Here is a 15,516-nt window from a genome sequence, read left to right on the forward strand (position 1 = left end):
CGGCGGGAGTCTGGAGTTTATATGCGCGTACTGATTAAAAACGGCACCGTCGTCAACGCCGATGGACGGGCCAGACAGGACCTGCTTATTGAAAACGGCCTGATTAGCCGACTGGCCGAAGAGATAACCGTCGAACAACCCTGCGAAGTGATTGACGCCAGCGGCTGCTACGTGATGCCCGGCGGCGTGGATGTTCATACCCATTTCAACATTGATACCGGTCTGGCCCGCAGCTGCGACGATTTCTTTACCGGCACCCGCGCCGCGGCCTGTGGCGGTACAACCACTGTCGTCGATCATATGGGATTTGGTCCGGCAGGCTGTCGGTTGCGCCATCAGCTGGAGACCTATCACGGTTACGCCGCCTACAAAGCCGTCATTGACTACAGCTTTCACGGCGTCATTCAGCACATCAACGCTGCGATCCTCGATGAAATTCCCATGATGGTCGATGCGGGGATCAGCAGCTTCAAACTCTATTTAACCTACCAGTACAAGCTGAGCGATGACGACGTACTTCAGGTGATGCGCCATCTGCACAGCGCGGGCGCACTCACCACCGTGCACCCGGAAAACGACGCCGCCATTGCCCGTAAACGCGCTGAATTTCTGGCACAGGGGAAAACGGCGCCGCGCTATCACGCACTGAGCCGGCCACTGGAATGCGAAGCGGAAGCTATCGCGCGCATGATTAACCTGGCGCAACTCGCCGGTAATGCGCCGCTGTATATCGTGCATCTGTCGAACGGACTGGGGCTGGAATATCTGAAGCTGGCGCGTTCGCGTCATCAACCGGTGTGGGTGGAAACCTGCCCGCAGTATCTGTTGCTCGATGACCGCTGCTATGAACGCGAGGATGCGCTGAAATATCTGCTCAGCCCGCCGCTGCGTAATGCCAGCAACAATGACGCGCTGTGGTGCGGGGTGAGCGACGGCTCCATCGATGTGATAGCCACCGATCATTGTGCCTTTTCGATGGCCCAGCGTCAGCATCTGTCAAACGGCGATTTTAGCCGCTGCCCGAACGGTCTGCCGGGGGCGGAAAACCGTCTACTACTGCTGTTCTCTCACGGTGTGATGACCGGACGAATTACGCCCGAACATTTCGTCGCCCTCACCAGCGCTAATCCGGCGAAGCTGTTCGGCCTGTGGCCACATAAAGGCGTGCTGGCGGCAGGTGCCGACGGCGACGTGGTGATTATCGATCCGCGCCGGACGACCACCATTCGTCACGAAATGCTGCACGACAACGCCGACTATTCGCCGTGGGAAGGTTTTATCTGTCAGGGTTCCATCCGCCAGACGCTGTCGCGTGGCCGGGTCATCTTCAGTAACGGCACCTTCTGCGGCGTCGCCGGTCAGGGCCGTTTCCTGCGGCGCGCCCCCTTTTCTTCCGCAGCCCTTCCTGTAAGCGGCATGCCATCTTAAAGAGAGGATTTCATGAGTAAAAAAATCGTACTCGCCCTGGGCGGAAACGCACTGGGGGACGATCTGGCCGGGCAAATGCAGGCCGTTAAACAAACCTCACAGGCCATCGTCGACCTGATTGCACAGGGCCATCAGGTGGTAGTCACCCACGGCAATGGCCCGCAGGTGGGGATGATCAATCTGGCGTTTGAAGCCGCGGCAAAAACCGATGCCCATACGCCGATGCTGCCAATGTCGGTGTGCGTGGCGCTGAGCCAGGGGTATATCGGTTATGACCTGCAAAATGCGCTACGCGAAGAACTACTGTCGCGCAATATGGATATTCCGGTCGCCACGCTGATTACCCAGGTGGAGGTTGACGCCAACGATCCAGCATTCAGTAACCCTACCAAGCCGATCGGCTCCTTCTTCAGCAAAGAAGAGGCGGAACAGCTGGCCCAAAAGGGATACATCCTGAAAGAGGACGCCGGGCGCGGATATCGCCGCGTGGTCGCCTCACCGCAGCCGATTGATATTATTGAAAAAGAAACGGTAAAAGCGCTGATGGACGCCTGCCACGTGGTGATCACCGCCGGCGGCGGCGGGATCCCGGTGATCCGCGAGGGGAATCATCTGCGCGGTGCCAGCGCGGTCATTGATAAAGATTGGGCCAGCGCGAAGCTGGCGGCGATGATTGATGCCGATATGCTTATCATTTTGACCGCGGTGGAGAAAGTGGCCATCAACTTTGGTAAACCCAACGAGCAGTGGCTGGATAAACTCACTTTAGGCGACGCCGACCGTTTTATTGCTGAAGGACATTTCGCAAAAGGTTCCATGTTGCCGAAGGTGGAAGCTGCAGCCTCCTTTGCCCGTTCCCGTCCTGGGCGTAAAGCGTTGATCACAGTGTTGAGCAAAGCGAAGGAAGGTATTGAAGGTAAAACCGGCACCATTATCGAAGGATAAAACCACCCAATAACGCCGGGGCCAGGCTCAGCGCCGCCCCGGCGTTGGCTTATACGGCAATTGGGCTACGATTTTGCTGTTTAATGCGTTGATTTGTCAGCATCATCAACGCTTCCAGCACACCACCACCAATCGCCCTCGCCTTGTCCGATACGCTGGTATAGTCAGCCTTATCACCGCGCGGGTCGATATCGCTGATTTTAAAACCAATATCGACCACCAGACCATCGTTGAGCAGCCCGCGCACCATACCGCTGAGCGGAGCCCGAATTTCAGCCTCACCAACGGTGGCAATCACATCGCCCTCGTTGACGATATCGCCCAGCTTCACGCGAGCGCGCATCACGCCCGCGCCTGGCGCGCGGATCACGCGCTTGGCGGTATGCCCCATAATATTTCCCGGTACGCCAGTGTTCTCCTGCGCGCGACCTTGATAGATAACCTGCCCCAGCCAGTGGCCACGATTGGTTTCAATCACCGCATGACAGTCGGTTCCCGCGCAAAAACCCGGCCCAAGCGCAATCACCGACGGGGCCAGCCCGCAGTGAGTCCCCAGATTCTCTTTCGCCAGGATCGCATCCACCACGCAGTCGGGCTTCAGCTCGCGCAGCGACTCGCACAGCGGATCAACCAGCACCGGAATGGTACCGCTCTCCGCCACCCGCATAGCGTCCTGGGCAGAGGCAACATGACGCGCGGTCACACCTTCTACCGTCATTTCACCGTCAAATATCGCCTGGGCAAAGGCCACAGTACGACGAATCACCGTCGGTTTCTCCACCTCCAGCATCACCACTTTAAAACCGGCGTGCCACAATCGCAGCGCCACGCCCGTCGCGATATCGCCCGCCCCGCGAATAACCACCCGCAGCGGCTGCGTTGGCGAGTCGCTGGCCATCATCAGCCCGCCCGGCGCGCGATTTTTCACCTGTAAGATCTCCGCCAGCACGCTGATGGCGATTTCATGCGGCGTCTCGGCGCCAATGTTATAGCCCACCGGCGCGTGCAGCCGGGCGATATGTTCCTCGGCAACGCCATTCTCGCGCAGCTGACGTAAAAACACCTGCACCTTACGACGGCTGGCGAGCAGGCCCAGCCAGGCGGTGGGCAGTACGACCAGCTTATCCAGCGCTTCGCGATCCTGATTATTGGTGGCGATCAGCACATAGTTATCCGGCTGAACGGCCAGTTTTTCCACGGCATCGCCGAAGCTCTGTGCTTGTACCAATTGGGTGAACGGCGGGAAACGTTCAGGATTGAGGCTTTCCGGGTAAATATCCGCCACCGCGATTTCAAAACCCAGCAATGCTGCGCTCTGAGCCACAGCACGATTCACATGACCGGCGCCAATCAACACCAGCCTGGGGCGCAGGCCATGAACGCTGATGTACACCGACATCGCGCCGCCGCAGTCCGAGCCCACCGCATCGGCCCCGGTACGCGCCATCCGGCCATGAAACATGCGCGAGGCTTTTTCACGCAGGGCATCGAGGGCTTCATCAATGACCCGGCGTTCAACCATACCGCCGCCGATCGTTCCGACAATACTGCCGTCATCACGGACCAGCATCTGTGCGGAATGTCGGGGAGTAGAACCGCGACTGTCGACGATTTGCGCCAGCGCGAACGGACGGTTTTGTGCTTCGAGTCTTGCCGCTTCTGAGAAAATATTCATAACAACCTCAAATGGATATTCCTTGATCACCCCAGAATGGAGTCACTTTCTCACTCGTCTGCGCGTAATCGCCGGACGCGACTGGACCGAACCGGCCCAGATGACGTCGACATCCTTTCTCATTATCAAATTGCCAGGCTGCAAATTCTCATTTTGAGAAAGTTGGTTGAGCAGCCAGATACGCCGGCAGCCCGTTGGCACGCCTTTAAACGCGCCTTGCGGATGCTGAACCAGGCGATGCAACATCGGCCACATGAGCGCGTCATGCGCCGTAGCGCCGGTGATGCGGGAAAAAAGTGGCCAGCGGTGGACAGTGGCTGGCCCAATCGGTTTTCCGAGCATCCCTGCTCCTGTAATGGCAACTACGCAACAACAGGAATGAGGGATGCAAGGTTCATGCTCATCCGGCGCTTTAAGTGCAAAACCGTGAGCGCCGTCAGCTTCTACCAGCACGACGTCCACCTGGCCACTCGCCATGAGCGCGTCCAGTTGGGCGGGCGTAAAGCCTCTGACCTTTCCTGACGCCGGCAGCCAGGCAGAAAAACACGCCTGTAGCGGCTGCTGCCAGAATGTGGCGGGCAGTGTCTGCGGATCGCGGCACAGGGTGACCGGCAAGCCGTGGGGGACAAACATATGGGTCGTGGTGGTCAGCAGCACGCGTCGTCCTGCCTGCTGAAACAGCTCTGCCAGCCAGAACAACGTGCTGGTTTTCCCACCCGCCCCCACGGCGGCAATCAGTAAAGGACTGGCAGTGGCGTTCAAATCACATAATAGATCGTCAACGTGCGGTATATTTTCCATGTTGCGCGATATCCCTATGTTCAGGAGCAAAGATAAAAATGGAGGTCGATTGCATTATTACCGCCGCGGGGCTGTCCTCTCGAATGGGACAATGGAAAATGATGTTACCCTGGCAGGATGGCACAATACTTGATGCAAGTATTAAAAATGCGCGCCGCTGCTGCTCGCATATTATTTTAGTGACCGGATTTCGCCATAAGGAGCTAATAACACGATATTCTGGCATGCCCAACATGACCCTGATTTATAATCCTGACTTCCGCCAGGGGCTCTATTCTTCGGTAAAGGCGGGTATTCAGGCATTACGCCATGATTATTGTTTTATCACCCACGGCGATTTGCCATGCCTCGACGATGGCGTTTTTGATGAACTCTGGCAACAGCGCTTCGAAGGTACGCTGCTGCCATATTACGCGGGCGTGCCGGGGCACCCCATTCTCACGTCTACCGGTAATTTGCAGCAGTGTTTAAGCGACGCTCACCAGACCTCGGTACGTCAATGTCTACTCACAGGCCCCTATCGTAAGCTAACGCTCAATAATCCCGCAATTATCCTCGATATTGATACCCCGGAAGACTTTACTCGCTTAAATAAGAACCACAATACATCAATGCCCAAATGATATTATCAATTTGATAGCCCGCTATCATTATTGATAAATAAGCAAAGCGTCTTTGCCTGAGTGATTTTAATTCTCATCAACAAATCGAATCACGCTGCATTACGCCGTTTTAACTTTAGATCTCTCTCACATTTCCTGACTAATTCTCTCTATTACCTCAATATCTGGTGTGATTGTTGCTGACCTCCCCTTATCCGTCGGAATTATCACAATACCGGCCACTATGATTTAACAGGTAAGTCTAAGGAGAGGATTATGGGCGATATCATGCGTCCCGTTCCGTTTGAGGAACTCTTAACGCGTATTGTTGATGAATATCAGAATCATCGTTCCATCTTTGGTATTCCGGAACAGCAGTTTTATTCACAAAACAGCCCGCATAAGGTGAGCGTGTTTGGTGAAACCTGCGCGACGCCGATTGGCCCGGCGGCGGGGCCGCATACCCAGCTGGCGCAAAATATTATTACGTCCTGGCTGACCGGTGGACGGTTTATCGAACTCAAAACGGTACAAATCCTCGATCGGCTGGAGCTGGAAAAACCCTGTATCGACGCCGAAGATGAATGTTTCAATACCGAATGGTCCACCGAGTTTACCCTGCTTAAGGCGTGGGATGAGTATCTGAAGGCGTGGTTTATTCTGCACCTGCTGGAGGAGATCCTGCCGCTGACGCCGGTTAAAGACGGCAAGTCGTTTATCTTCAATATGAGCGTCGGCTATAACCTCGAAGGTATCAAACAGCCTCCGATGCAGCAGTTTATCGACAACATGATGAACGCCGGATCGCAGCCTAAATTTGCCCAGTATCGCGACACGCTAACTCGCTGGCTGCGACAACATCGGCCAGAAAACGCCGCGCTGGTGAACCGCATTCCGGCAAAATTGGTTCAGGGGGTGACGCTCTCCACGATGCACGGCTGCCCGCCGGACGAAATTGAAGCCATCTGTCGCTATATGCTGGAAGAAAAGCAGCTGAATACCTTCGTGAAACTCAATCCGACGCTGCTGGGCTTCAAGCGAGTACGTGAAATTCTCGATACCTGCGGCTTTGGCTATATTGGCCTGAACGAAGCTTCTTTCGACCACGATCTGAAAATTGACCAGGCGCTGGAAATGCTGAAGCGCTTGATGACGCTGGCCAAAAGTAAAAATCTTGGCTTCGGCGTGAAGCTGACCAATACCCTCGGTACGGTAAACAACAAAGGCGCGCTGCCGGGCGACGAAATGTATATGTCCGGACGCGCGCTGTTCCCGCTGTCAATCAACGTCGCCGCCCTGCTGTCGCGCGAGTTTGACGGCAAGCTGCCTATTTCCTACTCCGGCGGCGCCAGCCAACTGAACATCCGCGATATTTTCGAGACCGGCATCCGCCCGATCACCATGGCCACCGATCTGCTGAAGCCCGGCGGCTATCTGCGCTTAAGCGAATGTATGCGCGAACTGGAACAGGCCGACGGCTGGCAGATGACTCAGGTCGACGTGAAGCGCCTGAACGCGCTGGCGGAAAAAGCGGTCAGCATGGAGTATACCCAGAAGCACTGGAAGCCGGACGATCGTATTGATGTCGGCGAAAAATTGCCGCTGACCGACTGCTACGTTGCCCCTTGCGTGAGCGCCTGCGCCATCAAGCAAGATATCCCGGAGTACATTCGACTGATGGGCGAACAGCGCTACGTTGACGCGCTGGAACTTATCTATCAGCGCAACGCGCTGCCGGCCATTACCGGTCATATCTGTGACCATCAGTGCCAGTACAACTGCACACGCCTCGACTACGATAGCGCGCTGAATATTCGTGAACTGAAGAAAATCGCCCTCGAAAAAGGCTGGGATGAATATCAGCGTCGCTGGCATAAACCCGCCGGTTCCGGCACCCAGCACCCGGTGGCAGTGATTGGCGCGGGTCCCGCAGGGCTGGCCGCGGGTTATTTCCTCGCACGCGCAGGTTACAGTGTCACGTTATTTGAACGCGAAGCTAACGCGGGCGGCGTGGTGCGGAATATCATTCCGCAGTTCCGTATTCCCGGCGAGCTTATCCAACAGGATATCGACTTTGTGGTGAGCCACGGCGTCAACATTGTCTACGGCTGCGACCCGCACCTGACGGTGGAAAAACTTCAGCAACAGGGATACCGCTACGTTCTGGTCGGCACCGGTACCGATAAAAACAGCGGCGTGAAGCTGCAGGGCGATAACCCGAACGTGCGTAAATCGTTGTCCTTCCTGCGTGAATATAACCGCGGCGATAACCTGCAGTTAGGGAAGCACGTGGCCATCATTGGCGCGGGCAATACCGCGATGGACTGTGCCCGTGCCGCCCTGCGCGTGCCGGGTGTAGAGCAGGCAACCGTCATCTACCGCCGTTCGCAGCAGGAGATGCCCGCCTGGCGCGAAGAGTATGAAGAAGCGGTACACGATGGCGTCACCTTCCGCTTCCTGAATAATCCGGAGCGATTCGATGCCGACGGTACACTGACCGTACGCGTCATGGCGCTCGGTGATGTGGATGAAAAAGGCCGCCGCCGACCGGTAGAGACAGCAGAAACCTGTACGCTACAGGTCGACACGCTGATTACCGCCATCGGCGAGCAGCAGGACGGTGACGCGCTCGCGGCGATGGGCATTCCGCTGGACGCAAACGGCTGGCCGGAAGTGAACGCCGACGGTGAAACCCGTAAAGCGGGCGTTTTCCTGATTGGCGACGTTCAGCGCGGCCCCTCTTCAATTGTCTCCGCCATCGGTAACGCCCGCCGGGCAACGGATACCATTCTGGCGCGAGAAAATATCCGCAGCCACCATGGCGATAAACACTGGAACAACGTGGATCCCGCTGAAGTTTACCGGCGTAAAGGCGCCATTGTGGTTGCCAATGTTGGCAAAGACGATCGCGACGCTTTCGTCGCCCAGGAAGCCGCACGCTGTCTGGAATGCAACTATGTGTGCAGTAAATGCGTGGACGTTTGCCCGAACCGCGCCAACGTGTCGATTGCCGTCCCCGGCTTCGAAAATCGCTATCAGACGCTGCACCTGGACGCCTACTGCAACGAATGCGGCAACTGCGCCCAGTTCTGCCCATGGCAGGGCAAACCGTACAAAGACAAAATTACCGTCTTCAGCCTGCCGCAGGATTTCAGCAACAGCAGCAATCCAGGCTTCCTGGTCGAGGGGAATCGCGTTCATATTCGTCAGAATGAACAAACCTGGCTGCTGACCCTCGACGACCATGGGGAGTTCAATCAGATACCACCGCAGTTAGACGCCATGTGCCGCATCATCAGCCATGTCCATCGTCATCATCACTATCTTCTGGGGGCCGTTGAAGTATGAGCCAGTTACTGCTGAAAAATGCGACCATCGCCCAACTCTATCCGGCAATGGTGCAGGAAAATGTCGATATCGTGATTGAAAATACGGACATCATCGCGGTTGGGCACGATCTTTGCCATCACTACCCGCAGGCAACAGTCAAAGAGATGCACGGCAAGTTGGTGATGCCGGGGATGGTCTGCTCACATAACCACTTCTATTCGGGATTATCGCGCGGTATCCAGGCCAATATCGCCCCGAGCCCGGACTTTATCTCCACGCTGAAAAACCTGTGGTGGCGGCTGGACCGCGCGTTGGACGAGGAATCGCTGTACTACAGCGGGCTTATCTGCGCGATGGAGGCGATTCGCAGCGGTTGTACGGCAGTCATCGACCATCATGCCTCGCCGAACTACATTGCCGGGTCGCTCAGCCAACTGCGTAACGCTTTCCTGAAGGTCGGCCTGCGCGGCATGACCTGCTTTGAAACCACCGATCGTAACGGCGGCCAGCAAGAGTTGCAGGCCAGCGTCGAAGAAAATATCCGTTTTGCGCGCGAAATAGATCGCGCGCGGGAAGCCGGGAAAGAACCCTATCTGGTCGAGGCGCATATCGGCGCGCACGCGCCGTTCACCGTGACCGATGCGGGTTTATCCATGCTCAGCGAAGCGGTGAAAGCGACCGGGCGCGGGCTGCATATCCACGCGGCGGAGGACAGCTACGACGTCTCGCATAGCCACCATCACTACGGTAAGGATTTACTGGTTCGCCTCGCGGAATTTGACCTGATCGACCGTAAGACGCTGATCGCTCACGGCCTGTATCTCTCCGACGCCGATATCGCCTTGCTCAACGAGCGTGACGGGTTCCTGGTGCATAACGCGCGTTCGAACATGAATAACCACGTGGGCTATAACCGCAAGCTCGTCGCCTATCGCAATCTGGCGCTGGGTACCGACGGAATCGGCTCCGATATGTTCGAAGAGCTGAAGTTCGCCTTCTTTAAACATCGCGACGCCGGTGGCCCGCTCTGGCCAGACAGCTTTGCTCGTGCGCTCAGTAACGGTAATACCCTGCTCAGCCGCAACTTCAATGCGCAATTTGGTCGTATTGCCGCGGGATATAAAGCGGATCTCACCGTCTGCGACTATCTGCCGCCCACCCCGTTGGTGGCGGAGAACATCGCCGGACATATTGCTTTTGGCATGGGATCGGGCAGCGTGCACAGCGTGATGGTCAACGGCGTGATGGTCTATGAAAACCGTGAGTTTACCTTCGACTGCGAGCCGATTTTTGCCGAGGCGCGCAACGTGGCGGCGAAGATGTGGAAACGGATGGATGGGCTAGACTGATCCACAACCAATGGCCCGGCCGCGCGTGCTGGCCGGGTCAACAAACTAAATTTTATAAAACAGTGTGTGGGGGGCAATGGGCGACGGCACAAAGCCAAAATATTGATAAAACTCGCGGGCCTTATCATCGATGGCGTGCACCATCACCGCTTTAATACCGACCTGATCGGCCAGGTTGCTCACCCGCATCACAGCATCGCTGAGTAACCATTTGCCAAAACAGTGCCCTTGAGTACAAACATCGACGGCCAGACGTCCCAGTAAAACAATCGGCACCGGGTCCGGCATATTCTGCCGCAGGCTGCGCCCCAGATCGACATGGCTGACAGAGCCTGTGGCAATCGAATAATACCCCACCACCCGCCGGGTACCTTCCAGACAGATAACAAACGTGCGCGACGCGTTCAGCAGTTGATTTTTCATGGCGCGACGGCGGAGCCAGTCGCTTAGCACGTCATTTCCACAATCGAAAGGCTGGAGAACATGTGCTTCGGTCAGCAGTTCAGGTGCGGTAACGCCTATTTCCATTCCGGTTTGACATCCTGCAAACGCTGGCGACCTTCACGATTCTGTACCGGGGCTTCCAGTTGTTCAATGAACGCCTGATAACGGGCATCGTCCAGCACGAATACGCGCTGATCCAGAATGATATTCTGCGCCTCATGTACCGCGTGCTCGACAATAAAATCGGTTCTGTTCTTGCTGACCAGGCTGGCGGCGTAATCAATGACCGCGCGTTCTTCTTCAGTCACGCGCACGTTAATCTGTTTATCGCGCGTCGATTTACGGATGGTATTGTGCATCGTACCCTCCTCAGGTAACAAATTGCTATACAGAGATAGTATACGTAAAGGGTAACAAATTGCTATACAGATCGTGACGCAGTAGTCGCCGGGGAAGCCACTCATCCCCGGCAATCACGTCAGAACGCGGTGGTTATCTTGCGCTGCTTTTGCATTTCCGCCAGCGTCTCACCGGTGATTTTGCTTAACGCAGAGGTTGGACAGACGTCAATACAGGCCGGGCCGCGCTCGCGCCCGTGGCAGAGATCGCACTTCACAATCGTTGCCGGCTGATTTTTAGCTGATGCAATGTTAATCACGCCAAATGGACAGGCCACCACGCAGCTCTGACAGCCGATACAGCGGGAATCATCGGCTTCAACCCGCTCGTCCCCCATACTTAATGCACCTACCGGGCACGCCCCCACGCAGGGGGCATTTTCACATTGATGACACATCACCGGCACGCTAAGCGTATCCAGACGCAGCACTGTTAAGCGCGGCGCGAACGCCGCAGACTCTGTGGCATGTTCCAGCGCGCAGGCTATCTCGCAGGTGCGACAGCCGATACAGGACGCCGGATTAGCCATGATAAAGCTGGTCATGCCCCCTCCTTACTCTTAAACAGCGTCAGCATTTCACTGGCGGCCTGACGCCCCGCCACCATCGCCGTGACCACCAGGTCAGCGCCATGTACCGCGTCACCGCCGGCAAAAATCTTGTCATTGCTGGTTTGCGTGGTGCCGCGACCGCTGCCACCGGTGCGGATTTGGCCCCAACGGTCCAGCTGCACGCCATGGCCGCGTAGCCACGGCATATCGTGGGCCTGGAAGCCAAATGCCATGATCAGCACATCCGCCTGGAGCTCAAAGCCGGAGCCAACAATCGGTCTTGGACGACGACGTCCATCCGGGCCGGGTTCCCCCATGTCGGTGCGGATCATGCCGACCGCGCTGACCTGTCCCTTACGGTTGCGCTGGATATACTGCGGCTGGACGTTGAACTGGAATTCCACGCCTTCCTCCCGCGCGTTGACCACCTCTTTTTTCGACCCCGGCATACTCAGCTCGTCACGACGATAGGCGCAGGTCACGCTCGCGGCCCCGCGTCGTACCGCCGTACGCAGGCAGTCCATCGCAGTATCGCCACCGCCCAGCACCACGACGTGCTTGCCCTGGATATCGATAAGCGGGTACTCCGGACTCTCTTCCAGCCCCATCACCTCGCGGGTGCTGGCAATCAGGAACGGCAGCGCCTGGATCACACCCGGCGCGTCTTCACCTTCGAGCCCCGCCGCCATCAGGCCATAGGTACCAACGCCAAGGAACACCGCGTCGTAATTGGCGACTAAATCGTTAAAGTCGACATCACGCCCTACTTCCTGGTTCAGATGGAATTGAATGCCCATTTCGCTGAAGATCGTCCGGCGCATACCGAGGATCCCTTTATCCAGCTTGAATGGCGGGATACCGAACGTCAGCAGCCCGCCAATTTCCGGATGCTTATCAAAAACATCCACCTGCACACCTGCGCGCGCCAGAATATCGGCGCAGCCCAACCCGGCAGGCCCGGCGCCAATAATGGCGACCCGCTCCTTACGCGGCGTCACGCCAACCACCTGCGGACGCCAGCCCATCGCCAGCGCGGTGTCGGTGATGTAGCGTTCGAGATTGCCAATCGCGACCGAGCCGCCTTCGTTTTTCAGCGTGCATGCCCCTTCACATAAACGATCCTGCGGACAAACGCGGCCACAGATTTCCGGCAGCGAACTGCTCTGGTGGCACAGCTCCGCCGCTTCAATGATTTTTCCTTCATTAACCAGGCGAATAAAATCGGGAATGTGGTTATGCAGCGGACAGGTCCAGTTGCACCACGCTTTCTGCGCGCAGCTCAGGCAGCGTTCGCTCTCATATTCTGCGGCTGAGCAGGACAAACCGTAGTAAATCTCCTCGAAATGCGTTTTGCGCAGCGCGGCGTCCACCTTCCCGGCGCCGACGCGAGGCGGTTTTGCCAGAAACATTTCGCGACGGCCTGGCTGACGGGGCTGCACCGGCTGTCCGAGCACAGTCCGCGTCTGGCGCTCACGGCGTAATTTTTCAAGCTGCTGTTCGTCCATCAAGCGCAGCGCCTGCGTTGGGCAAGTTGCCACACAGGCCGGTTGCCCGCCGGGATGTTCGCTACACAGGTCGCATTTCTGCGCCAGCTGTGGCGCATCTTCATTGGCGGCCACCATTTCGATGGCCCCGAATGGGCAACTGATGACGCAATTCTTACAGCCTATGCATTTTTCCTGCTTCAGTTGAATGCTGTTATCGGCGAAATAAAGGGCGTCGGTTGGGCAGGAAGCCACACAGGGCGCGTCGTTACAGTGGTGACAGGTGGCGGTACGACTCTCTTTACGGTGGAAAACAACATGAATACGCGGCATGAAATCCTGCCGATGTAACGGCCAGTTATCCTGATGATGGGCGGTAACGCAGGCAACCTCGCAGGCATGACAACCAATACAGCTGGCGGCATCAGCAACAATAAATCGGTTCATTAGCTTCCCTTTTATTATTCAGATATTCATCAAGGGTCGCGATGCAATATTCAGGCGCATTTTTGGTTTCGCGTCTGTCGAGGTGATTTTTTGCGATACAGGTCAAATAAACCGGTCATAAATAAAATAATGCTTATAAAATCATGGCATTAATAATTAATCTCATTTAGCCATTCCAGACGTCTTTCTCTTCGCCCCTACCAAAATGAGAGATAAATACTCTCATAGTGATAGCCGGTATTTTACCGCCCTTTCATTCCGCCTTGTCACCCCGGAATAATATCCGGCAAGTCGTGATTCCATTCACAAAAAATATTATTTGCTTCCGATAACGGTTAATTCTGGCACAGCTTACGCATAGATATCGCCGTGCGCGCAACATGCTGATGACAACATCAGTTCAGGGAGGCGATAACTGCCTTCGAATCGTAACTTCCGCTCTCGCTGGGGCGAAAGTCGTACAGGAGATAACCACTTCATGAAAGATTCAGCCATTCCTGCCTCACGCTCGACGGCATCAACCGCGCCGGTCGATGAGGTTTTGCCGATTATGCAAATGATTCTCTACGGACTGCAGCACGTGCTGGTGATGTACGCAGGTGCGGTAGCCGTTCCCCTGGTGGTGGGCAGCGCGGTTGGCTTGCCCGCCGAGCACATTATTTTACTGATCAGCGCCGATCTGTTTATCTGCGGCGCGGCCACCATTGTTCAGTCGATGGGGATTCGCCCCTGGCTCGGCTGCCGTTTGCCGCTGATTCAGGGCTGTACCTTCGCCGCGCTCATCCCGATGGTGCTGATCGGCAAAGAATACGGCATCGGCGCCATTTCCGGTTCGGTGATTGTTTCGGGGATATTTATCCTCTGTTGCGCGCCGTGGATTAGCCGTCTGATTCGCTTCTTTCCCAAGGTGGTGATGGGCGGTATCGTGACGTTGATTGGTCTGTCGATCATGCCGGTGGCCGGCGGGTGGATCGGCGGCGGAAGCAGTGAAATGGAAGGATTTGGCGACCTGTTTTCACTGCTGATGGCCGCGATCACGCTGGTTATTATCCTTAATCTGTATACCTTTGCTACCGGCGTAGTCAAAAACACCGCCGTACTCATTGGGCTGATTATTGGCACTATTCTCTGGAGCTTCTTCAAGCCGCTCGACTTTCACCTCGTGAACGCTACCCCGTGGCTGCACCTGCCGTCGGTGATGCAGTTTGCCCGCCCGGAGTTTCATATCGTGCCCGTCGCCCTGCTCTCTATGGTGATGGTGGTGGTGATGGTGGAGACCATGTCCTCGATTATGGCCACCGGCGATATTGTCGGTAAGAAAGTGGATGCCACCATGCTGCGCAACGGTCTGAACACCTGCGGGCTGGCCACCACCATTTGCGGATTCTTCAACCTCTTCCCCTATGCTGCCTTTGCGCAGAACGTCGGGTTAATCGGCCTCACCGGTGTTCGCAGCCGTTTTGTGGTGTCGGCCTCAGGGGCGATTCTCATTTTGATGGGCGTGTTCTCGAAAATGGCCGCGCTGGTGGTGCTGATCCCCAAACCGATCCTCGGCGGTGCCGGGATCGTCATGTTTGGCATGGTCGCCGTCTCCGGTATTCGTACCCTGGGACAGGTCAACTACCGTAACAATAACAATGGGATGGTGGTCGCACTGACCCTCGGTCTCGGCATGATGCCGGTGCTGGTGCCGAACCTGTTCACCCAGTTCCCCCCCATGATGCAGCTGTTCCTGCACAGCGGTATCACCATCGGGACGCTCACGGCCATCGTTGCCAACCTGACGCTCAACGGCAGCGTGCCGTTGCGTATTTCTCACGATATCCCGGAACCCGATCCGCTGCCGCCGAGCGCCGCGGCACGAAATATGGCGGTGCGCACCGTGCGTATGTGGCTGCTGCTGCGCAAAGTGCAGAAAGGTCAACAACCACAACACAGCGCGGGGGAATAATGCACAACCGACTCATACTGGCGCTGCTGGCGCTGGCGTTAATGACGATCCCCGCCGTCCAGCAGGCCATCGCCTTTGGGGTCAGCAGCCGTTTTGATTTTGGGCTGCTGT

At 56.5% G+C, this 15,516-nt stretch carries 12 protein-coding genes; 6 read left to right on the forward strand and 6 right to left on the reverse strand.

Going from position 1 to position 15,516, the window contains the following annotated elements; genetic code table 11:
• Positions 1-21: 21 nt before the first annotated feature.
• Together hydA and arcC are read left to right on the forward strand one after the other, a co-directional pair.
• Positions 22-1,428, forward strand: a complete 1,407-nt coding sequence (gene hydA / locus ACW14G_RS00185) for a dihydropyrimidinase (protein ID WP_223802637.1) — start codon at positions 22-24, stop codon at positions 1,426-1,428.
• Positions 1,429-1,440: 12 nt separating this feature from the next.
• Positions 1,441-2,373 (forward strand): carbamate kinase, encoded by a 933-nt coding sequence (gene arcC, locus ACW14G_RS00190; protein ID WP_223802638.1) that lies wholly within the window; start codon positions 1,441-1,443, stop codon positions 2,371-2,373.
• Positions 2,374-2,422: 49 nt separating this feature from the next.
• Here the strand turns inward: arcC and yqeB are convergent, their stop codons facing one another.
• Both yqeB and yqeC read right to left on the reverse strand, forming a co-directional pair.
• Positions 2,423-4,048 carry a selenium-dependent molybdenum cofactor biosynthesis protein YqeB gene (gene yqeB / locus ACW14G_RS00195; protein ID WP_223802639.1) on the reverse strand — a complete coding sequence of 542 codons (1,626 nt, stop codon included), beginning with the start codon at positions 4,046-4,048 and terminating at the stop codon, positions 2,423-2,425.
• 42 nt (positions 4,049-4,090) lie between these two features.
• Positions 4,091-4,849 (reverse strand): selenium cofactor biosynthesis protein YqeC, encoded by a 759-nt coding sequence (gene yqeC / locus ACW14G_RS00200; RefSeq protein WP_249023258.1) that lies wholly within the window; start codon positions 4,847-4,849, stop codon positions 4,091-4,093.
• 38 nt (positions 4,850-4,887) lie between these two features.
• Here yqeC and ACW14G_RS00205 point away from each other — a divergent pair, with 38 nt between their 5' ends.
• From ACW14G_RS00205 to ssnA, 3 genes are all read left to right on the forward strand, one after another.
• Positions 4,888-5,472, forward strand: coding sequence for an NTP transferase domain-containing protein (locus tag ACW14G_RS00205; protein WP_163446377.1), 585 nt, complete (start codon positions 4,888-4,890; stop codon positions 5,470-5,472).
• 255 nt (positions 5,473-5,727) lie between these two features.
• The gene (gene ygfK, locus ACW14G_RS00210; protein ID WP_163446378.1) at positions 5,728-8,799 is read left to right on the forward strand and encodes a putative selenate reductase subunit YgfK; all 3,072 of its coding nucleotides are present in this window, start codon (positions 5,728-5,730) and stop codon (positions 8,797-8,799) included.
• Positions 8,796-10,130: a putative aminohydrolase SsnA gene (gene ssnA / locus ACW14G_RS00215; RefSeq protein ID WP_249023257.1), complete on the forward strand. Its 1,335-nt coding sequence runs from the start codon at positions 8,796-8,798 to the stop codon at positions 10,128-10,130. The genes ygfK and ssnA overlap by 4 nt, the downstream gene beginning before the upstream one ends.
• A 45-nt stretch (positions 10,131-10,175) precedes the next feature.
• Here ssnA and ACW14G_RS00220 read toward each other — a convergent pair whose 3' ends face one another.
• From ACW14G_RS00220 to ygfT, 4 genes are all read right to left on the reverse strand, one after another.
• Positions 10,176-10,658 (reverse strand): GNAT family N-acetyltransferase, encoded by a 483-nt coding sequence (locus ACW14G_RS00220; RefSeq protein WP_419058734.1) that lies wholly within the window; start codon positions 10,656-10,658, stop codon positions 10,176-10,178.
• Complete coding sequence (locus tag ACW14G_RS00225; RefSeq protein ID WP_416869531.1) at positions 10,649-10,933, reverse strand: type II toxin-antitoxin system TacA family antitoxin; 285 nt, start codon at positions 10,931-10,933, stop codon at positions 10,649-10,651. Before ACW14G_RS00225 ends, ACW14G_RS00220 begins: the two co-directional genes overlap by 10 nt.
• A gap of 119 nt (positions 10,934-11,052) precedes the next feature.
• Entirely contained in the window at positions 11,053-11,517 is a 465-nt protein-coding gene (locus ACW14G_RS00230) for a 4Fe-4S dicluster domain-containing protein (RefSeq protein ID WP_249023256.1), read from the reverse strand.
• Positions 11,514-13,454: a formate-dependent uric acid utilization protein YgfT gene (ygfT, locus tag ACW14G_RS00235; RefSeq protein WP_163446381.1), complete on the reverse strand. Its 1,941-nt coding sequence runs from the start codon at positions 13,452-13,454 to the stop codon at positions 11,514-11,516. Before ygfT ends, ACW14G_RS00230 begins: the two co-directional genes overlap by 4 nt.
• A gap of 478 nt (positions 13,455-13,932) precedes the next feature.
• On the opposite strand from ygfT, the gene ACW14G_RS00240 reads away from it, so the two are divergent.
• Positions 13,933-15,405 (forward strand): nucleobase:cation symporter-2 family protein, encoded by a 1,473-nt coding sequence (locus ACW14G_RS00240; protein WP_163446382.1) that lies wholly within the window; start codon positions 13,933-13,935, stop codon positions 15,403-15,405.
• Positions 15,406-15,516: the final 111 nt, after the last annotated feature.

It is taken from the genome of Kluyvera sp., assembly GCF_965301105.1.

What these genes read in the sequence shown, in the direction of transcription:
- hydA (WP_223802637.1), top strand. Translation starts at nt 22, where the DNA reads ATGCGCGTACTGATTAAAAACGGCACCGTCGTCAACGCCGATGGACGG.
- arcC (WP_223802638.1), top strand. Translation starts at nt 1,441, where the DNA reads ATGAGTAAAAAAATCGTACTCGCCCTGGGCGGAAACGCACTGGGGGAC.
- yqeB (WP_223802639.1), bottom strand. Translation starts at nt 4,048, where the DNA reads ATGAATATTTTCTCAGAAGCGGCAAGACTCGAAGCACAAAACCGTCCG.
- yqeC (WP_249023258.1), bottom strand. Translation starts at nt 4,849, where the DNA reads ATGGAAAATATACCGCACGTTGACGATCTATTATGTGATTTGAACGCC.
- ACW14G_RS00205 (WP_163446377.1), top strand. Translation starts at nt 4,888, where the DNA reads ATGGAGGTCGATTGCATTATTACCGCCGCGGGGCTGTCCTCTCGAATG.
- ygfK (WP_163446378.1), top strand. Translation starts at nt 5,728, where the DNA reads ATGGGCGATATCATGCGTCCCGTTCCGTTTGAGGAACTCTTAACGCGT.
- ssnA (WP_249023257.1), top strand. Translation starts at nt 8,796, where the DNA reads ATGAGCCAGTTACTGCTGAAAAATGCGACCATCGCCCAACTCTATCCG.
- ACW14G_RS00220 (WP_419058734.1), bottom strand. Translation starts at nt 10,658, where the DNA reads ATGGAAATAGGCGTTACCGCACCTGAACTGCTGACCGAAGCACATGTT.
- ACW14G_RS00225 (WP_416869531.1), bottom strand. Translation starts at nt 10,933, where the DNA reads ATGCACAATACCATCCGTAAATCGACGCGCGATAAACAGATTAACGTG.
- ACW14G_RS00230 (WP_249023256.1), bottom strand. Translation starts at nt 11,517, where the DNA reads ATGACCAGCTTTATCATGGCTAATCCGGCGTCCTGTATCGGCTGTCGC.
- ygfT (WP_163446381.1), bottom strand. Translation starts at nt 13,454, where the DNA reads ATGAACCGATTTATTGTTGCTGATGCCGCCAGCTGTATTGGTTGTCAT.
- ACW14G_RS00240 (WP_163446382.1), top strand. Translation starts at nt 13,933, where the DNA reads ATGAAAGATTCAGCCATTCCTGCCTCACGCTCGACGGCATCAACCGCG.